The organism is Streptomyces sp. NPDC016309 (assembly GCF_043077235.1).
In the GTDB taxonomy this organism is placed as follows: Bacteria; Actinomycetota; Actinomycetes; order Streptomycetales; family Streptomycetaceae; genus Streptomyces.
Window position 1 is genome coordinate 84,477 of sequence record NZ_JBIBSG010000011.1, and the last position, 20,342, is coordinate 104,818.

17 protein-coding genes and 1 riboswitch are annotated in these 20,342 nt (G+C 71.4%); of the genes, 10 read left to right on the plus strand and 7 right to left on the minus strand.

Annotated features, from left to right (window positions below; translation table 11 throughout):
* Positions 1–38: 38 nt before the first annotated feature.
* On the minus strand, positions 39–419 hold the full coding sequence (locus ACF068_RS26205) for a phage holin family protein (RefSeq protein WP_392276757.1): 381 nt from the start codon (positions 417–419) through the stop codon (positions 39–41).
* A gap of 51 nt (positions 420–470) precedes the next feature.
* Here ACF068_RS26205 and ACF068_RS26210 point away from each other — a divergent pair, with 51 nt between their 5' ends.
* From ACF068_RS26210 to ACF068_RS26225, 4 genes are all read left to right on the plus strand, one after another.
* Complete coding sequence (locus ACF068_RS26210; RefSeq protein WP_392276758.1) at positions 471–788, plus strand: cupin domain-containing protein; 318 nt, start codon at positions 471–473, stop codon at positions 786–788.
* Between the two features lie 142 nt (positions 789–930).
* Positions 931–1,152: a DUF5326 family protein gene (locus ACF068_RS26215; protein WP_392276759.1), complete on the plus strand. Its 222-nt coding sequence runs from the start codon at positions 931–933 to the stop codon at positions 1,150–1,152.
* Between the two features lie 352 nt (positions 1,153–1,504).
* A complete protein-coding gene (locus tag ACF068_RS26220; RefSeq protein ID WP_392276760.1) occupies positions 1,505–2,230 on the plus strand; it encodes an IclR family transcriptional regulator in 726 nt (241 codons plus the stop codon).
* Between the two features lie 149 nt (positions 2,231–2,379).
* The gene (locus ACF068_RS26225; RefSeq protein ID WP_392276879.1) at positions 2,380–2,814 is read left to right on the plus strand and encodes an SsgA family sporulation/cell division regulator; all 435 of its coding nucleotides are present in this window, start codon (positions 2,380–2,382) and stop codon (positions 2,812–2,814) included.
* A gap of 58 nt (positions 2,815–2,872) precedes the next feature.
* On the opposite strand, the gene ACF068_RS26230 is transcribed toward ACF068_RS26225, so the two are convergent.
* Complete coding sequence (locus tag ACF068_RS26230) at positions 2,873–4,207, minus strand: YibE/F family protein (RefSeq protein ID WP_392276761.1); 1,335 nt, start codon at positions 4,205–4,207, stop codon at positions 2,873–2,875.
* A 71-nt stretch (positions 4,208–4,278) separates the two neighbouring features.
* Positions 4,279–4,413: riboswitch (TPP riboswitch) on the plus strand.
* Here ACF068_RS26230 and thiC point away from each other — a divergent pair.
* Positions 4,407–6,188, plus strand: coding sequence for a phosphomethylpyrimidine synthase ThiC (gene thiC / locus ACF068_RS26235; protein WP_392276762.1), 1,782 nt, complete (start codon positions 4,407–4,409; stop codon positions 6,186–6,188). (Overlaps the previous riboswitch by 7 nt.)
* A gap of 110 nt (positions 6,189–6,298) precedes the next feature.
* Here the strand turns inward: thiC and ACF068_RS26240 are convergent, their stop codons facing one another.
* The 3 genes from ACF068_RS26240 to ACF068_RS26250 all read right to left on the minus strand — a co-directional run bounded on the left by ACF068_RS26240 (position 6,299) and on the right by ACF068_RS26250 (position 9,721).
* The gene (locus ACF068_RS26240; RefSeq protein WP_392276763.1) at positions 6,299–7,123 is read right to left on the minus strand and encodes a hypothetical protein; all 825 of its coding nucleotides are present in this window, start codon (positions 7,121–7,123) and stop codon (positions 6,299–6,301) included.
* Between the two features lie 159 nt (positions 7,124–7,282).
* Positions 7,283–8,374, minus strand: coding sequence for a metallophosphoesterase (locus ACF068_RS26245; RefSeq protein ID WP_392276764.1), 1,092 nt, complete (start codon positions 8,372–8,374; stop codon positions 7,283–7,285).
* 240 nt (positions 8,375–8,614) lie between these two features.
* Positions 8,615–9,721 (minus strand): LacI family DNA-binding transcriptional regulator, encoded by a 1,107-nt coding sequence (locus tag ACF068_RS26250; RefSeq protein WP_392276765.1) that lies wholly within the window; start codon positions 9,719–9,721, stop codon positions 8,615–8,617.
* 455 nt (positions 9,722–10,176) lie between these two features.
* Here ACF068_RS26250 and hisC point away from each other — a divergent pair, with 455 nt between their 5' ends.
* Positions 10,177–11,259 (plus strand): histidinol-phosphate transaminase, encoded by a 1,083-nt coding sequence (hisC, locus tag ACF068_RS26255; RefSeq protein ID WP_392276766.1) that lies wholly within the window; start codon positions 10,177–10,179, stop codon positions 11,257–11,259.
* Positions 11,260–11,353: 94 nt separating this feature from the next.
* Here the strand turns inward: hisC and ACF068_RS26260 are convergent, their stop codons facing one another.
* Positions 11,354–11,728: a cyclophilin-like fold protein gene (locus tag ACF068_RS26260; RefSeq protein ID WP_392276767.1), complete on the minus strand. Its 375-nt coding sequence runs from the start codon at positions 11,726–11,728 to the stop codon at positions 11,354–11,356.
* A gap of 195 nt (positions 11,729–11,923) precedes the next feature.
* Here ACF068_RS26260 and ACF068_RS26265 point away from each other — a divergent pair, with 195 nt between their 5' ends.
* From ACF068_RS26265 to ACF068_RS26280, 4 genes are all read left to right on the plus strand, one after another.
* Complete coding sequence (locus ACF068_RS26265) at positions 11,924–13,450, plus strand: cytochrome ubiquinol oxidase subunit I (protein WP_392276768.1); 1,527 nt, start codon at positions 11,924–11,926, stop codon at positions 13,448–13,450.
* Positions 13,451–13,461: 11 nt separating this feature from the next.
* Complete coding sequence (gene cydB, locus ACF068_RS26270) at positions 13,462–14,466, plus strand: cytochrome d ubiquinol oxidase subunit II (RefSeq protein WP_392276769.1); 1,005 nt, start codon at positions 13,462–13,464, stop codon at positions 14,464–14,466.
* Positions 14,467–14,472: 6 nt separating this feature from the next.
* Positions 14,473–18,147: a thiol reductant ABC exporter subunit CydD gene (cydD, locus tag ACF068_RS26275; RefSeq protein ID WP_392276770.1), complete on the plus strand. Its 3,675-nt coding sequence runs from the start codon at positions 14,473–14,475 to the stop codon at positions 18,145–18,147.
* 124 nt (positions 18,148–18,271) lie between these two features.
* Entirely contained in the window at positions 18,272–19,468 is a 1,197-nt protein-coding gene (locus ACF068_RS26280; protein WP_392276771.1) for a peptidoglycan DD-metalloendopeptidase family protein, read from the plus strand.
* A 9-nt stretch (positions 19,469–19,477) separates the two neighbouring features.
* Here the strand turns inward: ACF068_RS26280 and ACF068_RS26285 are convergent, their stop codons facing one another.
* Positions 19,478–20,338, minus strand: a complete 861-nt coding sequence (locus ACF068_RS26285) for a Cof-type HAD-IIB family hydrolase (RefSeq protein WP_392276772.1) — start codon at positions 20,336–20,338, stop codon at positions 19,478–19,480.
* Positions 20,339–20,342: the final 4 nt, after the last annotated feature.

The window sequence follows — 20,342 nt, forward strand, 5'->3', positions numbered from 1 at the left end:
TCGCGGCTGCCGGGCGGCGCCCTCCGGGCCCATCCGCCTCAGTCCCTGCTGTCGGGCAGGACCACGTTCATGGCCCACGACACGACGGAGATGATCAGGCCGCCGAGGACAGCCGTCCAGAAGCCCTCGACGTGGAAGTTCAGGTCGAGCACATCGGCCAGCCACGAGGTCAGCAGCAGCATCAGCGCGTTGACCACCAGCGTGAACAGGCCGAGCGTCAGGATGAACAGCGGCAGCGTGAGCAGCTTCACGACCGGCTTGACCAGCACGTTCACGACCCCGAAGACCAGGGCGACCAGCACCAGGGTCAGGGCCTTCTTCCCCGTGCTGTCACCTGTCAGGGTGATGTCGCTGAGCAGCCAGATCGCCGCCGCCAGCGCCGCCGCGTTGGCGATCGTCTTGACTAGGAAATTCATCATGTGTCTGATCGTGGCAGACGTGATCGGGACGACGGCAGGGGCGGACGGGCGATGAAGGCATTCCGGCTGGACGAGCTGGAGGCGGAGCGTGCCGCCAATGACGGCGCGTATCTGCAGTTCCTCCGGGAGCGCAACATGTCGGTGGGTCTCTACGCGCTCGACGCCGGGCAGCTCGATCCGCAGCAACCGCACAAGGAGGACGAGGTGTACCTCGTCGTCAGCGGGCGCGCCTCGATCACGGTGGGGACGGAGACGACGCAGGTGGGACGGGGCAGCGTGGTGTACGTGCCGGCCGGGGTGCCCCACAAGTTCCACCACATCACCGAGGACCTGCGCGTGATGGTGGTGTTCTCTCCACCGGAGAGCTGACCCCGCGGCCCGTCGGGGCCGGGGTTCCCTAGGGGGAGGATCAGGGGAGAGCGGGGGGCCGCGGCGGTCCGCGGCGGGTCCCCGGCACCTAGCATCGAAGGTGTCCAACGCATGGACGATCACCCGAGATGAGGTAGGCACAATGGCGTCGGTTCAGCAGGTTTTCGCGGGAATGCCCTGGTGGGTGAAGTGGATCGCCGTACCGGTCATCGCGCTGGTGGTCTTCGGCGGGCTGATCGGGACCGTGATCAGTGTGGTGATCGGGCTGCTGTTCAAGGTGCTCGTGTTCGCGGTGCTCGTGGGTGGACTCATCTACGTCGTACGGAAGTTCATGTCCTCCTCGACGTCCCGCGGGGACTGGTGAGAAAGACCTTCCGCACCGGTCCCTCCCTCGCTCGGGCGCCGTTCTGACACTGGCGTACGAAAGACGCGGCCACCCACCCCGACGGTCACCCGTCCATAAGCCCGGCCATTAGCCCGCGCGGGGGAACGGCCATGGCGAAACCTCACCCCGAACGGAGGCTGCCATTAGAGTGGCGAGTCTCCGCTGCCCTTGGAATCCAGGGGTTTACGAACGCCCTACCAGCGGTTTGTACGACTGAATGGGGCGAAACGCCTGGGGGTGACCTTTGGCCACGGCACCGCATTCCCCTGCCCCTACTCGAACCCCTCTCTCCGCACCTCCCCGCACCGCGCCGCCGACCCTGATCGGCTCCGTGCAGCGGGCGCTCAGGCTGCTGGAAGCCGTGGCCGGCCACGCCGCCGGTGCCCCCGCCAAACAACTGGCGCGGGAGACGGGCCTGCCGCTGCCCACCGCGTACCACCTGCTGCGCACCCTCACGCACGAGGGCTATCTGCGCCGGGAGGACGGGGTGTTCGTCCTCGGGGAGGCGGCGACCCGGCTGGCGAGCGGCGGAGCTCTGCAGAATCGTCGCAGCAAGATCGAGAATTCGCTGGCGCAGTGGCGCGACGCCATCGGCGTCCCGGTGTACTTCGCGCTCTACCGGGACGGCGAGATCGAGCTGGTCGCGGTCTCCGACACGCCCGCCGCGCCGGCCGTCGACGAGTGGGCCGACTTCCGCGAGACCGGCCACGCCCACGCCATCGGCCAGTGCCTGCTCGGCCAGCTGGACGAACCGGCCCGCAAGGACCACCTGGCCCGCCATCCCGTGCTGCCCATCACCCCGTACACCGTCCGTGACAGCCGGGCGATGCTGGACCGGCTGAGGTCCGCGCCGGGGGCGCAGCCGGTCATCGAGCGCCAGGAGTACGCCCTCGGCACGGTCTGTGCGGCCATCCCCATTTCGGCGGGTTCCACCGCCGCCACGATGGCCGTCTCCGTACCCTCCCACCAGGAGAAACGCCTGCTGCCCGCAGTCGACCGGCTGCGCGGGGAGGTGGGGAAGCTCTTCAGCTCGCTTGCTTTCTCTATCAGTATCTGAAAACTCACTCCTTGTGGTCCTGTAATGCTTACAGGACGATTACGTCAAGAGGCCGGCACGGATCATTCCCGGCCGTTTTTCCAGCCGCATTCCTCACCGATCTTCATCAGCTGTTGTTCACCACTGCTTCATCCATTGCGGGGTACATGATGCGCGAGTCGGTTCAGGCCGAAGTCCTGATGAGCTTCGTCGTCTCCGAGGAGCTCTCCTTCAGGATTCCGGTCGAGCTGGGGTACGAGACAAGGGATCCGTTCGCGGTCCGGATGACGTTCCACCTGCCCGGCGACGCGCCTGTGACCTGGGCGTTCGGCAGGGAGCTGCTGCTGGACGGCATCAACGGGCCGAGCGGTGAAGGCGATGTGCACATCAGACCGACCGGACCGGAGGACCTGTCCGACGTCAGCATCCGGCTTCAGGTCGGCGGCGACCGGGCGCTGTTCCGGTCCAGCGCCCCACCCCTGGTGGCCTTCCTCGACCGGACGGACAAGCTGGTGCCGCTGGGACAGGAACGCACGCTCGGTGACTTCGAGGACCACCTGGAGGAGGCCCTCGGCCGGATCCTCGCCGAGGAGAACGCCGGCTGATCGCCGCTGACCGCGACCGCCTCCACCGGCCGGCCCGCCGGCCGACCGGCCTGCCGGACTACCGCTTGCGCCGCCGGCCCCGGCCCCCACCGCGGGGCGCCGGCGCCGTCCCGGCGGCCGGCCGGTCGGCCGAGACGACCATGGCGGCCAGCGCGGTGGTGACCGGTACGGAGGCCACCAGACCGATCGAACCCACCAGAGTCCGCACGATTTCCACGGCGACCAGTTCGCTGTTGGCGACCGTCCCCACGCTGCTCTGGGCGATCGAGAAGAGCAGCAACAGGGGCAGCGCCGCCCCCGCGTACGCGAGCACCAGAGTGTTCACCACCGAGGCGATGTGGTCGCGGCCGATACGGATGGCGGCCCGGTACAGGGCGCGCGGCCCCATGCCCGGGTCCGCCTGGTGCAGTTCCCACACCGCCGACGTCTGGGTCACCGTCACGTCGTCGAGCACACCGAGCGAACCGATGATGACCCCGGCCAGCAGCAGCCCGGACATGTCGATGTCCGGGTAGAGGCCGTGGATCAGGCCCGTGTTGTCGTCGGTGTTCCCGGTCAGCGACGCCCAGTCGATGAACAGCGATCCCAGCAGACCGATCAGCAGCAGGGAGATCAGCGTTCCCAGCACCGCCACCGAGGTACGCGCGGTCAGGCCGTGACAGCTGTAGAGCGCGATCAGCATGATGGCGCTCGACCCGATCACCGCCACGACCAGCGGGTTGGAGCCCTGGAGGATGGCGGGCAGGATGAACATCGTGAGCACGGCGAAGCTCACCGCCAGGGCCACCAGCGCCATCACCCCGCGCATCCGGCCCACGACCACCACCACCAGCGCGAAGATGCCGGCCAGCAGCAGCATCGGCAGCTTGCGGTCCACATCGGTCACCGAATACTGCAGGTCGCGCGGGGCGTCGGGGGCGTAGGCCACCACCACGCCCTGTCCCTGCTCGAGTTGGCGCGAGGCGTCGGGCTGCACGACCTCGACGAACCGACGGCCCTTGTCCTTACCGGTGGTGACCTCGATGGTCGCCTTGGCGCACTGCCCCTGCTGGGAGTTGACCGCCTCACGCCCCTCGGGCGTGGTGGTGTCGCCGGTCGGCGGGACCTGCGCGGCGTTCACGTCCTTGCAGTCCACCCGGTCGACCCGGACCACCGTGCCCTGCTCGGTCTGCCGGTCGAAGCCGACACCCGTCCGCTCGTGCTCCGGGGCTCCGCCGGGCCACAGCACCGCGAGGCCCACCAGCACCGCCGTCGCGAAGGGGATGAGCACTGCCGCGATGACCTTGCGCAGGTGTAGCGAGACGGGCGCGGCGGGCCCGTGGGCGTGCGCGTGGCTGTGGGTATGCCCATGTGCCTGTCCGGTCGGTTCGGGGGACTGCTGCGAGGAAGTCACCGACCGATCATCGCAAGAACGACGGGGGCCCTCTGTTCAGCGTGGCCGGGAGGGCGCTAGCGTGGTGGCACCTTTGCACACGCGGGAGCTCGGAGCACCGGGCTGAGAGGGCGCTGACCTCCGTACGAGGAGTACGGGAACCGCTGCGTCGACCGCCGAACCTGTTACCGGGTAATGCCGGCGTAGGGAGTAGGTCACGATGACCGTTCAGGACGCACGCACGCCTGCCTCGAACCAGAACGACGAGGCTGGGAAGTCCATCGGCTGGCACAAGGGGTACATCGAGGGCAGCCGCCCCGACCTCCGGGTGCCGGTCCGCAAGGTGCACCTCACCAACGGCAAGGACGTCACGCTGTACGACACGTCCGGGCCGTACACCGATCCGAACGTCGAGACCGACGTCCGCCGCGGTCTGCCGCCGCTGCGCGAGAACTGGATCATCGGCCGCGGGGACACAGAGGAGTACGCCGGCCGGCCCGTCCGTCCCGAGGACGACGGGATCAAGCACACCGCGCCGCGCGGCGGGCTGCGCAACCTCGACGCCGTCTTCCCGGGCCGTCCGCGCCAGCCCCGCAGGGGCCGTGACGGCCAGGCGGTGACGCAGCTCGCGTACGCCCGCAGGGGCGAGATCACACCGGAGATGGAGTACGTCGCCCTGCGCGAGAACGTCTCCCCCGAGGTTGTCCGCGAGGAGATCGCGGCCGGGCGCGCGGTGCTGCCGGCCAACGTCAACCACCCGGAGATCGAGCCGATGATCATCGGCAAGCGGTTCCTGGTGAAGGTCAACGCCAACATCGGCAACTCGGCGGTCACCTCCTCCATCGAGGAGGAGGTGGAGAAGATGACCTGGGCCACCCGCTGGGGTGCCGACACGGTCATGGACCTCTCCACCGGCCGCAACATCCACACCACCCGCGAGTGGGTGCTGCGCAACTCGCCCGTGCCGATCGGCACCGTGCCGCTCTACCAGGCCCTGGAGAAGGTCGACGGCAAGGCCGAGGAGCTGACCTGGGAGATCTACAAGGACACGGTCATCGAGCAGGCCGAGCAGGGCGTCGACTACATGACCGTCCACGCCGGTGTGCTCCTGCGGTACGTGCCGCTGACCGCGCGCCGCAAGACCGGCATCGTCTCCCGCGGCGGCTCGATCATGGCCGCGTGGTGCCTGGCGCACCACAAGGAGTCGTTCCTGTACGAGAACTTCGAGGAGCTCTGCGAGATCCTCGCCGCCTACGACGTGACGTACTCGCTCGGCGACGGCCTGCGGCCCGGCTCGATCGCGGACGCCAACGACGAGGCGCAGTTCGCGGAGCTGCGCACGCTCGGCGAGCTGAACCGGATCGCCAAGCGGCACAACGTGCAGACGATGATCGAGGGCCCGGGACACGTCCCGATGCACAAGATCAAGGAGAACATCGACCTCCAGCAGGAGATCTGCGAGGAGGCGCCCTTCTACACGCTGGGCCCGCTGACCACCGATGTGGCGCCCGCCTACGACCACATCACCTCCGGCATCGGTGCGGCGATGATCGCCTGGTGGGGCACGGCGATGCTCTGCTACGTCACGCCCAAGGAGCACCTGGGCCTCCCCAACCGGGACGATGTGAAGACCGGCGTCATCACCTACAAGATCGCGGCTCACGCGGCGGACCTCGCCAAGGGGCACCCCGGAGCCCAGGAGTGGGACGACGCCCTGTCGGACGCCCGGTTCGAGTTCCGGTGGGAGGACCAGTTCAACCTGGCCCTCGACCCGGACACCGCCCGGGAGTTCCACGACGAGACGCTGCCGGCCGAACCGGCCAAGACCGCGCACTTCTGCTCCATGTGCGGACCGAAGTTCTGCTCGATGAAGATCTCGCAGGACATCCGCCGGGAGCACGGCGGCGACCTCAAGGAGCAGGAGATCGAGGCCGGAATGGCGGAGAAGTCCGCGGAGTTCGCCGCGGCCGGTAACCGCGTCTACCTGCCGCTGGCGGACTGACGACCGCCGGTGCCCCGGCACGTCCCGGTGGAGCGCCGGCCTGTTTCACGTGAAACGTCAGTTCGTTTCACGTGAAACAGGCGCCGGCGACCTCAGTCCGGCCGGCGACCTCAGTCCGGCTGGTGCTCCGGACCGCCGAAGTCCGGGCTGCTGAAGTCGGGGCTGGTGAAGGTGGGACGAGCGCCTCCGCCACCTTCGCTGGGACTGGAGAAGTCCGGCCCGCTGTAGCCCACCTTCGGAATCCGGTCGACATGGCGCGGGGGCACTTCCGACAGCGGATCGGCGCTGGGATCGGCCAGGGCGTTCCGCAGGAACGGCAGGATGCCCCGTTCGAGCAGCGCGTGCCGCCAGGCCTCTCTGGCACGGCCGACCTCGTCGGGCAGCTCCCCTTCCGGGTCCCGCGCCGGTACCTGGGTGGAGCTGTTGCGCAGTGCCGTGATCAGCAGACCGATCGCGGCCGCCAGGATGCCGGCGGCCGTCACCGCCCCGAAGAACCAGCCCGCGGTGAGCAGTGAATCGGCGAAGGCGGGTGCCGGGTCCAGCATCTTCAGGACGTAACCCACCAGCAGGAAGATGATCGCGGCGGTACCGGCCAGAACCGGTGCCAGCACGGTGACGATGACGCCGACCCCGGCGCCCGGACCTCCATCGGCCTCGTCGCCCGCCGAGGCCAGGACGGAGCCGAGGGCGGAGACCCCGCCGGGCGTGCGCGCGTCCTCGCGCACCTTGACGAAGTGGTCGTACTCCGCGGCGGCGGCCGCGGATATCAGCGCGGTGGCGTTCAGGGCCAGGGTGCGCAGTTGCTCGGTGTTGAGCCGCTGCCCGATCCCGGACAGATCCGGTCGGTCGTGCGCGGTGCGCAGCGCGTCGTCGAGGATGCGCTCGTATTCGGCGCGGTCCTCGGACAGCAGGTGCGGAGCGCTTTTCATGTGCATCCCCCGATGCTCCGTGAGCCCTGTTTGCCCGCGTAGAACGGGCGCCCGGGCAGAAACGGAGGAGAGCCTGCTACGGAAATACCGATGGTAGAGCCGTTACGGCGGGGGGTGACAGAGGATTTCCGGAAATCGCCTGGCCCGGTTGCGCTGCGTGATGTCTCAGTCGGGCAGCGGGAGTTGGACGACCAGTAGCTTTCCGGCCATGGTCACACCGCCGTCCATGGCGATCGCGAGCCCGTCCGCGTACACGTGCGGTCCCTCGACCGTCGGGCCGGAACCGTCCTCGCCGTCCTCGGAGCCCACTTCGCCCAGCAGATACGGAATGGGGCTGTGACCGTGGACGACGCGCCGGCCGCCGTAGGCCGCCAGCAGCTCCTGCACGGCCGTGGGGCCGCCCTCGTCGCGGAAGGCGAAGCGCTTGGTCATCTTGCGGAACAGGTCCCAGCACTCGTCCGCGTCGTTGCGGGTGAGGATCTCGTGGACGGTGTCGTTGACGTCCTCGATGGTCGATCCGTACTCCAGGTACGCGGTGGTGTCGGAGTGCAGCAGCAGATGGCCGTCCTCCTCCACCACGGCGTCGAGCCGGGACATCCACTGGAGGTGGACGTCCTGGAGCCGGTCCATGTCGCTCTTCTGGCCGCCGTTGAGCAGCCAGGCCGCCTGGAAGGTGGCGGTGCCCGCACCGGAGTTGACGGGGGTGTCCGCGAAGCGCTTGGCGCCGATCAGCAGCAGCTCGTGGTTGCCCATCAGGGCCTTGCAGTAGCCGCCGGCCGCGGCGGCCTCCGCGGAGAGCCGCATCACGAGGTCGATGACGCCGATGCCGTCGGGGCCGCGGTCGGTGAAGTCGCCCAGGAACCAGAGCCGGGCGTTGCCCGCGGACCAGTGCCCCTCCGTGTCGATGAGGCCCTGGTGGTGCAGGGCGGCGAGGAGCTCGTCGAGGTAGCCGTGGACGTCGCCCACCACGAACAGCGGACCGGGGCCGTTGTCGGCGGCGGGCGCCGGAGCCGCGGCCGGGACCGCCTCGGGGGCGACGGACACCTGCACGGTGTCGCCGCGGTTGATCACCGGAAGGTCGCGCTCGGTGGGCGTGTAGCCCTCCGGCAGCTCAACCTCGGGAAACCCGTTGCCCATGTGAGCGGCATGACCCTGCACGGGCACCTGGGCATACGGCGGTACGCGGAAGTCGCGCAACGTCGCCGTCCGCACCACGGGTCCCTGACCGGCCCCCTGAGTCATCGACCCCTCCACCACCGTCGCGACGCCCTACACCTGCCGGACCGGCCTGGTCGGGGCGGTCCGCGGTGTCGTCCGCCCATCATAGGAATGAGCCTTGTGCTCTGTGACGCACCAGGGGTGGTGAATCCGGGTGCACCGCGAGTTCACCGGTCGATTCACCCCTGATTGGGCAGGTTTGCCCACGGCTTTGACCGGAGACAGCCGGTGGCGGCCCCCGGTGGCCGCTTCGCGGTCACTCCGGGGACCGCTCCCCGGTCACTCCTGGGAGGGCGACCGGGGAGGGCTGACGGTCGTCCGCGGGGGGCGCCGCTGGGAAGACGTCCGGACGATGAGCTCGGTCGGTATCACCTGCTCGACCGGCCGGTCGGCGTCGATGCCCTCGATGGCGTCGATCAGCAGTTGCACAACAGCCGTACCGATCCGCCGGGGCTTGAGGGAAAGGGTGGTGATGGGCGGTTCCGTGGCGGCGTAGACGGTCGACTCGCTGCAGCACACCAGCAGCAGGTCGTCCGGCACCCGCAGCCCGTAGCGCCGTGCGGCCGCGAGCAGGTCGGTGCCGTTGGGGTCGAACAGGCCGTACACGGCGTCGGGGCGGTCCGGCCTGGCCAGCAGCCGGTCGGCGGCCACCGCGCCGGCGCACGGGTCGTGGGCCGGATAAGCCTCGTAGACCGGGTCCTGCCCGACCCGCTCGCACCAGTTCAGATACGCGGTGGTGGACAGACGGGTGTACGTGTCGGTGGTGGTGCCGGTGAGCAGGCCGATCCGGCGGGCGCCGGCGGCGGCGAGGTGGTCGAGCAGGTCGAGGACGGCGGCTTCGTGGTCGTTGTCGACCCAGGCGGTGACCGGGAGCGTGCCGGCCGGACGGCCGTCGGAGACGACGGGGAGGCCCTGGCGGACGAGCTCGGTGACGACCGGGTCGTGGTCGGAGGGGTCGATGACGACGGTGCCGTCGAGGGCGACGTTCGACCAGACGTCATGGCGGGAGGTGGCGGGGAGGATGACCAGGGCGTAGCCGCGGGCGAGCGCGGCGGAGGTGGCGGCCCTGGCCATCTCTGCGAAGTACGCGAATTCGGTGAAGGTGAAAGGTTCATCCCCGTAGGTCGTCACGGTCAGGCCGATGAGGCCGGACTTGCCGGTACGGAGCGTGCGGGCCGCGGCGGACGGGCGGTAGCCCAGCCGGTCGGCGACCTCGCGGACATGGCGGCGGGTGGCGTCCGGGAGCCGGCCCTTGCCGTTGAGCGCGTCGGAGACAGTCGTGATGGAGACCCCGGCTGCGGCGGCCACGTCCCGGATGCCCGCTCGCCCTTGCCGGCTTCCCCGGGTCTGTGCCCGGCTCACCTGGTGCTTCCCTGCTGCTGTCATGGCGAGCCGATAGTAGGGCGAGGGCGGGCGGTTGGGCCGTCCGCATATTCACTCGTTGACAGGCACGTTTCTGCACGGTCGCCACCCCCCAATAGCCTTTAAATGAAAGGCAGTTGGGGTGGTTTCCTTGGCTCCGCGACTTGTCGGTGCGTATGGGCCTGTCGAATGGGCGAGGTTTCGATGAGGTCTCAACTCACCTCTACGGGGGATGCGCGCCACGGCGCGAGCCATGGGCGCGCGGCTTTGGCGGGAGCGCTCCCCCGAGCCCCGCGCCGGTGGCGCGAGCAGTGCGCGGGGAGGTGCGCACGGGGAGCGTGCGGGGCGTGTGGCGGGAGCCTCGCGGGGGCGGGCGGGAAGCCCGTACGGGCCGGTCCGAAAAATCGGCCATTCGCAGCGGGGCCGAATCCTCATATGGTGAGCAGTATTGGTGGTACGTACGGTCGAGGAGGACCAGAGTGAGCGAGACGAGCCCGAAGCTGCGCGCCGTGCTGGGCGGCATCCCCACCTACCGGCCGGGCAAGCCCGCCGCCTCGGAGGGGCCGGTCGCGTACAAGCTGTCCTCCAACGAGAACCCCTATCCGCCGCTGCCGGGCGTGATGGAGAGCGCGCTGGCCGCCGCGTCCGCGTTCAACCGCTACCCGGACATGGCCTGCACGGGCCTGATGAACGAGCTCGCCGAGCGCTTCGGCGTGCCCGCCACGCACCTGGCCACCGGCACGGGGTCGGTCGGTGTGGCCCAGCAGCTCGTCCAGGCCACCTCCGGCCCCGGCGACGAGGTCATCTACGCCTGGCGGTCCTTCGAGGCGTACCCGATCATCACGCAGATCAGTGGTGCGACGCCGGTGCAGGTGCCGCTCACCCCCGGTGATGTCCACGACCTGGACGCGATGGCGGAGGCGATCACCGACCGGACGCGGCTGATTTTCGTCTGCAACCCCAACAACCCGACCGGCACCGTGGTGCGCAGGGCCGAGCTGGAGCGGTTCCTGGACCGGGTGCCGTCCGATGTGCTGGTTGTCCTGGACGAGGCGTACCGCGAGTTCATCCGGGACGCCGAGGTGCCGGACGGTGTGGAGATCTACCGCGAACGCCCCAACGTGGCGGTGCTGCGGACCTTCTCCAAGGCCTACGGGCTGGCCGGTCTGCGCGTCGGCTTCGCGGTCGCGCACGAGCCGGTGGCTGCCGCCCTGCGCAAGACGGCCGTCCCGTTCGGTGTGAGCCAGCTCGCGCAGGACGCGGCGGTGGCCTCCCTGCGGGCGGAGGACGAGCTGCTGGGACGTGTGGGCTCGCTGGTGTGCGAGCGGCAGCGGGTGTACGAGGGGCTCGTCGGCCAGGGCTGGACGGTGCCGGAGACGCAGGCCAACTTCGTCTGGCTGCGGCTGGGTGAGCTGACCGTGGACTTCGCGGCCGCGTGCGAGCAGGCGGGTGTGGTCGTGCGGGGCTTCCCGGGCGAGGGTGTGCGGGTCACCATCGGTGAGACCGAGGCCAACGACATCTTCCTGCGGGCGGCGGAGGCGTTCCGCAAGGAGCGCTACTGACGAGGACGCGGGCGCGCGCCCCCGGGTGTGCCCGGGGGCGTTTGCGCGTGCGGGGCCGGGCCTCGTGAGCCCGTCAAGACCGGCGAGATGCCCGTCAGGGGTGGGCCGGTTCCACGCGGATGGGGTCGCCCGGGCGGACCGTGGCGAGGGCGCGGGGGTCGCCGTCGACGCGGCCGAGGATGTTGCAGGGGCTCGCGAGGCGGCATTCGTCGCCGCGTGAGATCGGGGTGGGGCCGTACGGCAGGGCGAGTGCGTCGCCCTCGGTCCAGAAGGCGACCGTGCCGGGATCGACCACCTGGCGGGCGTCGGCCTCCAGGGCGAGGGAGGCGGGGGTGTCGAAGTAGACCTCCTCGCCCCAGGTGTGCGCCGTGGACGTGAGCGGGAGGACCGCCGCGAGCGCCTTGCTCGTGGGGGTGTCGCCGAGGGTCGCGGTGACCTGGCCGGCGGGCCAGGAGATTCGGATCTGCATGCGCGGAATTCAACAAGATGTTGAAGTTCTGCGGAAGGGACCCCCCGGCTTCCGGTACGGATTTCGTTTGAGTCATAATGGCTTGTGATTGTGAACGCATTCACAAGCGCGCCTGGTTCCTCCCAAGATCCCCCGGAATCGGCGAGGCGACGCAAGGACGTCCGGACCGTAGGACGTAGGCCGTAAGGAGAAGCTGTGGAGCTGGCTCTGGCGCCAGAGACGCTGGCGAGATGGCAGTTCGGTATCACGACCGTCTACCACTTCCTCTTCGTTCCCCTGACGATCTCCCTCGCCGCACTGACCGCCGGTCTCCAGACGGCGTGGGTGCGGACCGAGAAGGAGAAGTACCTCAGGGCCACGAACTTCTGGGGAAAGCTCTTCCTCATCAACATCGCGATGGGTGTGGTCACCGGCATCGTGCAGGAGTTCCAGTTCGGCATGAACTGGTCCGACTACTCGCGCTTCGTCGGTGATGTCTTCGGGGCGCCGCTCGCCTTCGAGGCGCTGATCGCCTTCTTCTTCGAGTCGACCTTCATCGGTCTGTGGATCTTCGGCTGGGACAAGCTGCCGAAGAAGATCCACCTGGCCTGCATATGGATGGTGTCGATCGGCACCGTCCTGTCGGCCTACTTCATCCTGGCGGCCAACTCCTGGATGCAGCACCCGGTCGGGTACAAGATCAACGAGAAGACGGGGCGCGCCGAGCTCACCGACTTCCTGGCCGTGCTCACCCAGAACACGACGCTCACGCAGGTCTTCCACACCATGTCCGCGGCCTTCCTCACCGGTGGCGCGTTCATGGTCGGCATCGCCGCCTTCCACCTGGCGCGCAGGAAGCACATCCCGGTGATGAAGACTTCGCTGCGACTGGGGCTGGTGACCGTGGTGGCCGGCGGGATGCTGACCGCGATCAGCGGTGACTTCCTCGGCAAGGTCATGTACGAGCAGCAGCCGATGAAGATGGCCGCCGCCGAGGCGCTCTGGGAGGGCGAGAAGCCGGCGCCCTTCTCGGTGTTCGCCGTGGGTGACGTGGACAAGGGCCACAACAAGGTCGCGGTCGAGATCCCCGGTCTGCTGTCCTTCCTCGCGCACAGCGACTTCGAGTCGTACGTCCCCGGCATCAACGACACCAACAAGGCGCTCCAGGAGAAGTTCGGTCCCGGCGACTACCGGCCCAACATCCCGGTGGCGTACTGGGGCTTCCGCTGGATGATCGGCTTCGGCATGGCGTCCTTCTCGCTGGGGCTGCTCGGTCTGTGGCTGACGCGGAAGCGGTTCATGCTGCCCGCGCGCCTGCGGGTGGGGGACGACGAGGTGCCCAACCTGGTGCTGTTCAAGAACCCGCTCAGCCCCAAGCTGACCAGGCTGTACTGGCTGGTGGCCCTCTGGACGCTGGCCTTCCCGCTGATCGCCAACTCCTGGGGCTGGATCTTCACGGAGATGGGCCGCCAGCCCTGGGTGGTCTACGGGGTCCTGCGCACCCGTGACGCGGTCTCGCCCGGCGTCTCGCAGGCCGAGGTGCTCACTTCCATGATCGTCTTCACGGCCCTCTACGCGGTGCTCGCCGTGGTCGAGGTGAAGCTGCTCGTGAAGTACGTCAAGGCCGGCCCGCCCGAACTGACGGAGTCCGACCTCAACCCGCCCACCAAGATCGGCGGCCACGACCGGGACCCGGAGAACCCCGAGCGTGAAGTCGACCGGCCGATGGCCTTTTCGTACTGAGGAGCTGAGGCATGGAACTTCACGACATCTGGTTCGTGCTCATCGCCGTCCTGTGGACCGGCTACTTCTTCCTGGAGGGCTTCGACTTCGGCGTCGGTGTCCTGACCAAGCTGCTGGCCCGTGACCGGGTGGAGAAGCGGGTGCTGATCAACACCATCGGGCCCGTCTGGGACGGCAACGAGGTGTGGCTGCTCACGGCGGGCGGCGCCACCTTCGCGGCCTTCCCCGACTGGTACGCCACCCTGTTCTCCGGTTTCTACCTGCCGCTGCTGGTCATCCTGGTGTGCCTGATCGTGCGGGGTGTCGCCTTCGAGTACCGGGCCAAGCGCCCGGAGGAGAAGTGGCAGCACAACTGGGAGCAGGCGATCTTCTGGACGTCGCTGATCCCCGCGTTCCTGTGGGGTGTCGCCTTCGCCAACATCGTGCGGGGCGTGCGGATCGACGCCACCAAGGAGTACGTGGGCTCGCTGGCCGACCTGCTCAACCCGTTCGCGCTGCTGGGTGGGCTGGTGACCCTCACGCTCTTCACCTTCCACGGGACGGTGTTCACCGCCCTGAAGACGGTCGGCGATATCCGGGTGCGGGCACGGAAGCTCGCACTGACGCTGGGGCTGCTCACCGTGGTGCTGTCCCTCGGCTTCCTCGGCCGGCTCCAGCTCTCCCGGGGCGACGGCACGAGCCTGGTCGCCATGGTGGTCGCCGCCGTGGCGCTGGTCGGCGCGGTCGGCGCGATCAAGGCGGGGCGCGAAGGGTGGTCGTTCGCGCTGTCGGGCATCACCATCGCGGCAGCGGTCGCGATGCTGTTCCTGACCCTCTTCCCGAACGTCATGCCGTCCTCGCTGGACCCCGCCTGGAGCCTGACCGTCAGCAACTCGGCCTCCAGCCCGTACACCCTGAGGATCATGACCTGGTGCGCGGCCATCGCCGCACCGCTGGTGATGCTGTACCAGGGCTGGACGTACTGGGTGTTCCGCAAGCGGATCGGCACGCAGCACATCGCCGACGCCGCGCACTAGTAGGGGATGTTTCACGTGAAACCGATCGACCCGCGTCTGCTCCGGTACGCCCGGGCCACCCGTCTGTTCCTTGCGGCGGTGGTGGCTCTGGGGGTCATCGGGGCGGCGCTGGTCGTCGCCCAGGCGATGCTCATCGCCGAGGTGGTGGTGGGCGCCTTCCAGCGGGAGCTGGACGCCGGCGGGCTCGGCACGCCCCTGGTCCTGCTGGCGGTCGTGGCGGTCGGGCGGGGCCTGGTGTCATGGCTGACCGAGCTGGCCGCCCACCGGGCGAGCGCCGCGGTCAAATCGGAGCTGCGCGGCCGGCTGCTGGAGCGGGCGGCCACGCTGGGGCCGGGGTGGCTGAGCGGGCAGAGGACCGGCTCACTGGTGGCACTGGCCACGCGCGGTGTGGACGCCCTGGACGACTACTTCTCGCGCTACCTGCCGCAGCTTGGGCTGGCGGTGGTGGTGCCGGTGGCGGTCCTGGCGCGGATCGTCACCGAGGACTGGGTGTCGGCGGCGATCATCGTCGGGACCCTGCCGCTGATCCCCGTCTTCATGGTCCTCATCGGATGGGCCACCCAGTCCCGGATGGACCGGCAGTGGACGCTGCTGTCCCGGCTGTCGGGGCACTTCCTGGACGTGGTGGCGGGGCTGCCGACGCTGAAGGTGTTCGGGAGGGCCAAGGCGCAGGCGCAGTCGATCCGGGCGATCACGTCCGAGTACCGGCAGGCCACGCTGCGGACGCTGCGGATCGCGTTCCTGTCGTCGTTCGCCCTGGAGCTGCTGTCCACCCTGTCGGTGGCCCTGGTGGCGGTCGGCGTCGGCATGCGTCTGGTGCACGGGGACCTGGACCTGTACACGGGCCTGGTGATCCTGATCCTGGCGCCGGAGGCGTACCTGCCGTTGCGGCAGGTCGGCGCCCAGTACCACGCGGCGGCGGAGGGGCTGTCGGCCGCCGAGGAAATCTTCGCCGTCCTGGAGACGCCGGTCCGGGCCGGCGGTGGGGGCGCGGTGCCCGGCTCGGTGCGGCTGGAGCTGGAGAACGTCACCGTGCGGCACGCGGGCCGTACGGAGCCGTCGCTGCGCGGCGCCTCGCTGGTCGTCGAACCGGGCGAGACGGTGGCCCTGGTCGGGCCGAGCGGGGTCGGCAAGTCGACGCTGCTCGACGTGGTGCTCGGGTTCGCGGAGCCCGCCGAGGACGAGGGCGCGGTACGTGTCGGCGGCGTCGACGTGCGGTCGGTGGACCTGGAGCGGTGGCGGGAACGGATCGCGTGGGTGCCGCAGCGGCCGTACCTGTTCGCGGGGACCATCGCGGAGAACGTACGTCTCGCCCGGCCGGACGCCGACGACGAGGCGGTCGCCCGGGCGTTGCGGGACGCGGGCGCGACCGCGTTCGTGGCCGCCCTGCCGGCGGGCGCGGCCACGGAGATCGGCGAGGACGGGGCGGGCCTGTCGGCGGGCCAGCGGCAACGCCTCGCCCTGGCGCGGGCGTTCCTGGCCGACCGGCCGCTGCTGCTGCTGGACGAGCCGACGGCGGCGCTCGACGGCGCCACGGAGGCGGCCGTGGTGGACGCGGTACGCCGCCTCGCGGCGGGGCGCACCGTGCTCCTCGTCGTCCACCGCCCGGCGCTCCTGGCCGTGGCCGACCGGGTCGTCACGCTGGGCGAGGCGGCTTCCGGGGGGACGTCCGCCGTGGAAGCGGCCGCACCACGCGGGCTCGACGCGCTCGACGCGGCGTTCGGGCTCGTCGGCGGGCGTCAGGACACCATGGGATCCGCGGTCGCCGACGCCGGCGCCGACGCGCAGGCCGACGCCGACGCGCTGGCCGACGCCGCGGCCAAGGCGGCCGGAGCAGGAGCCGGAGCCCGAGCCGGAGGCGGGCCCGCGGTCGCGGGGGCCCCGGACGCCGGGCCCGCGAACGCCGGGCCCGCGAACGCCCGGCGCGGCGGCGGGGTGCTCGCGCGGGTGCGCGGGACGGCCGGGGAGCTGCGCGGGCGCCTGGCCCTGGCGCTGCTGCTGGGCAGCCTCGCCCTGGGGTCGGCCGTGGGGCTCATGGCCGTGTCCGGCTGGCTGATCTCGCGGGCCTCGGAGCAGCCGCCCGTGCTGTACCTGATGGTGGCGGTGACGGCGACCCGCGCGTTCGGCATCGGGCGGGCGGTGTTCCGGTACGCCGAGCGGCTCGTGTCGCACGACACCGTGCTGCGGATGCTCGCCGAACTGCGGGTGGCCGTCTACCGGCGGCTGGAGCGGATCACGCCGGCCGGGTTGCGCACGGTGCGCAGGGGCGACCTGCTGTCGCGGCTCGTGTCCGATATGGACGCGCTCCAGGACTACTGGCTGCGGTGGCTGCTGCCCGCGGGGGCCGCCGCCGTCGTCGGAGCCGGGGCCGTCGGGTTCACCGCGTGGCTGCTGCCCGGCGCGGGGGCGGTCCTCGCGGTGGGCCTCCTCCTCGCGGGGATCGCCGTGCCGCTGCTCACCGGCGCCGTCGCCCGCCGCGCCGAGCACCGGCTCGCCCCGGCACGCGGGGTGCTGGCGGCCCGGGTCGTGGACCTGCTGCGCGGCTGCGCCGAGCTGACGGTGGCCGGCGGCCTGCCGGGGCGGGTCGCCCGCGCCCGCGAGGCGGACCGCGCGCTCACCCGGATCGCCACCCGGCAGGCCACCGCCACCGCCCTGGGCGGCGGGCTCTCGGCGCTGGTGACCGGCCTGACCGTGGCGGCGGCCGCACTCGTGGGCGTGCGGGCGGTGCACGACGGGCGCCTCGACGGCGTGACGCTGGCGGTGGTCGTCCTGACCCCGCTGGCCGCGTTCGAGGCGGTCATCGGTCTCCCCCTGGCCGTGCAGTACCGCCAGCGGGTCCGGCGGAGCGCGGAGCGGGTGTACGAGGTGCTCGACGCGCCCGTCCCCGTACACGAGCCGGCCGAGCCGCTGCCGGCGCCGGACGACCCCTTCCCGCTGGAGCTGCGCGGCCTCACCGCCCGGTACGCGGGCCAGGAGCGGGACGCCCTGGCCGGGTTCGACCTGCGGCTGGAGGCCGGCCGGCGGGTCGCCGTGGTGGGCGCGTCCGGGTCCGGCAAGACGACGCTCGCCCAGGTGCTGCTGCGCTTCCTGGACGCCCGGGACGGCACGTACCGGATGGGCGGGTTGGACGCGACCGCGCTCGACGGCGACGAGGTGCGCCGCCTGGTCGGACTGTGCGCCCAGGACGCGCACACCTTCGACAGCTCCTTGCGCGAGAACCTCCGGCTGGCCCGCCCGGGCGCGGGCGACGACGCCTTGCGCGCGGCGCTGGACCGGGCCCGTCTGCTGGACTGGGTGGACGGGCTGCCCGACGGCCTCGACACGCTCGTCGGCGAACACGGCGCCCGGCTCTCCGGCGGCCAGCGACAGCGGCTGGCGCTCGCCCGCGCGCTCCTCGCGGACTTCCCCGTCCTCGTGCTGGACGAGCCCGCCGAGCACCTGGACCTCGCCACGGCGGACGCGCTCACCGACGACCTGCTGCGGGTGACCGAGGGGCGCACCACCGTGCTGATCACCCACCGGCTGCACGGCCTCGACGCGGTCGACGAAGTCGTCGTCCTGGAGGAGGGGCGCACCGTGCAGCGCGGCCCGTACGCCGCGCTGGCCGCCTCCGACGGCCCGTTGCGCCGGATGCTGGAGCGGGAGCGGGCGGCCGACCGGCTGGTGCGCACGGGCGCCTGAGCCTTCCGGGCGCGGGCCTTCCGGGTGGGGGCGTAGGCCGGTCGGCGGAACCGGGATGGGCCGGTCGGCGGTACGACACCGCTGAGTGCCGGACATCGGGCGCGCCCGGCGCGACCATCCCAGGATGTTCCTCGTGGCGCTGGCCGTCCTGCTTGCCCTGCTTCCCCGGCCCGCGGCCGCCGCCGGGCCGGCCGCCGACGGGCCCGGCGGTGTCGCGGCCGACGTGGCGCGGCTCTTCGACGAGGCCGCGCGGGCCACGGAGGCGTACGAGCAGGGCCGGCGGGCCTCGGACGCGCAGCGCGCCCTGGCCGGGCGGCTCCAGGGGGAGCTGGTCCGCAAGCGGCGCGAGCTCGCGGTGCTCAACGACCGCATGGGTGAGATCGCCCGCGCCCAGTACCGGGGCGGCGGCTCCGCGGGCCTGACCGCGCGGCTGCTGCTGGGCGACGACGCCGACGAGGTGATGCGTGCGGAGCGGCTGGCCCGCCAGGCGGACCGGGTGGTCAACCGTCTGATGGCGCGCACCAGGGCGGCGGAGCGGCGGCTCGCGCTGGCCGAGGGGTCGGCCCGCGCGGCCTGGCACGACCTGGACGTCCGCCGCCGGCGGCTGGCCGCGGTCCGGCGGGGCATCGAGGCCCGGCTGGAGCGGGCCCAGTGGCGGCTCCAGGCGGAGGCGGAGCGGCGGGTGGCGTCGGGGCGGTGCGGGGGCGCCGGGCCGGGCGCGGGCCCCGGGGCTCCCGTGGGCCCCCTGCCTCCCGTGGGCCCCCTGCCTCCCGTGGGCCCCCTGCCTCCCGTGGGCCCCCTGCCTCCCGTGGGCCCCGTGGGTCCGGCGGGTCCGGTGGCGCCGGGTGCGGCTGCCGGTGCCGCTGCCCGTACGGGAGCCCGGGCGGCGGGGGCCGGGCGGGCGTGGGTGGCGCCCGTGGAGGGCTACGCCCTGTCCGCGGGGTTCCACCGGGCCGGCGCGCACTGGGCGCACCGGCACACGGGGCAGGACTTCGCGGTGCCCCTCGGCACCCCCGTGCGGTCGGTCGGCGCCGGGCGGGTGCGGTCGGTGTCCTGCGGCGGCGCGTTCGGGATCGAGGTGGTCGTACGGCACGCGGGCGGCTGGTACTCGCAGTACGCCCACCTCGCCGCGCCCGTGGTGTCCCCCGGGCAGCCGGTCGCGGCCGGCCAGGTCGTCGGGCGGTCCGGCAACACCGGCAATTCGACGGGACCGCATCTGCACTTCGAGGTGCGGCTCACCCCGTACATGGGCTCGGCGGTGGACCCGGTGCGCTGGCTGGGCGAGCACGGGGTCCGGCTGGGCGGGGGCGGGGCCGGGTGAGCGCCGCCGTCAGTGGGCCGCGCCGAGGATGTCCTCGATGATCCGGGCGACGCCGTCGTCGTTGTTGGCGACGGTCCGGCCGGAAGCGGCGGCGACCACGTCCGGGTGCGCGTTGCCCATCGCGTACGACCGGCCGGCCCAGGACAGCATCTCGATGTCGTTCGGCATGTCCCCGAACGCCACCACCTCGTCGGCGGAGATGCCGCGCTCGGCGCAGCACAGGGCCAGGGTGCTCGCCTTGGAGACGCCCAGGCCGCTGATCTCCAGCAGCGCGCTCGGGCTGGACCGGGTGATGCTGGTGCGGTCGCCGGCGGCCGTGCGCGCCAGCGCGAGGAAGCCGTCCGGGGTCAGGTCGGGGTGGTGGGCGAGCAGCTTGAGCATGGGCGCGCCGGTTCCGGGCTCCTCCTCGTGCAGCAGCTTCTCGGCGGGGGCGACGGTGGCGGACGGGTCGGGCCAGAAGGGCGGGTAGTCCGGTTCGTAGTGGAAGCCGGTGGTGAACTCGGTCGCGAACGCGGTGCCGGGCGCCTCCCGGCGGAGGGTGTGTACGACGTCGAGGGCGGTCTCCCGCTCCAGCGGCCGGACCTCCAGCAGCCTGCCCCCGGAGTGCAGGTCCACGACGGCCGCCCCGTTGGCGCAGATCGCCAGGCCGTGGCCGTGCACGTGGTCGCTGACGACCCCCATCCAGCGGGCCGGGCGGCCGGTGACGAAGAAGACCTCGATGCCGGCCTCCTCGGCCGCGGCGAGCGCCGAGACCGTCCGCTCGGACACCGATTTGTCGTCGCGCAGGAGCGTGCCGTCCAGATCGGTGGCGATGAGCCGGGGACGTCGCTGTGCCGTGGGCCGGGTACGGGGAGGGGTCGCTGAGGTCACGCGC

Coding starts and splice junctions, on each gene's coding strand:
- ACF068_RS26205 (WP_392276757.1), bottom strand. CDS start 419: ATGATGAATTTCCTAGTCAAGACGATCGCCAACGCGGCGGCGCTGGCG.
- ACF068_RS26210 (WP_392276758.1), top strand. CDS start 471: ATGAAGGCATTCCGGCTGGACGAGCTGGAGGCGGAGCGTGCCGCCAAT.
- ACF068_RS26215 (WP_392276759.1), top strand. CDS start 931: ATGGCGTCGGTTCAGCAGGTTTTCGCGGGAATGCCCTGGTGGGTGAAG.
- ACF068_RS26225 (WP_392276879.1), top strand. CDS start 2,380: ATGCGCGAGTCGGTTCAGGCCGAAGTCCTGATGAGCTTCGTCGTCTCC.
- thiC (WP_392276762.1), top strand. CDS start 4,407: ATGACCGTTCAGGACGCACGCACGCCTGCCTCGAACCAGAACGACGAG.
- ACF068_RS26240 (WP_392276763.1), bottom strand. CDS start 7,123: ATGCACATGAAAAGCGCTCCGCACCTGCTGTCCGAGGACCGCGCCGAA.
- ACF068_RS26250 (WP_392276765.1), bottom strand. CDS start 9,721: ATGACAGCAGCAGGGAAGCACCAGGTGAGCCGGGCACAGACCCGGGGA.
- ACF068_RS26260 (WP_392276767.1), bottom strand. CDS start 11,728: ATGCAGATCCGAATCTCCTGGCCCGCCGGCCAGGTCACCGCGACCCTC.
- cydB (WP_392276769.1), top strand. CDS start 13,462: ATGGAACTTCACGACATCTGGTTCGTGCTCATCGCCGTCCTGTGGACC.
- cydD (WP_392276770.1), top strand. CDS start 14,473: ATGTTTCACGTGAAACCGATCGACCCGCGTCTGCTCCGGTACGCCCGG.
- ACF068_RS26280 (WP_392276771.1), top strand. CDS start 18,272: ATGTTCCTCGTGGCGCTGGCCGTCCTGCTTGCCCTGCTTCCCCGGCCC.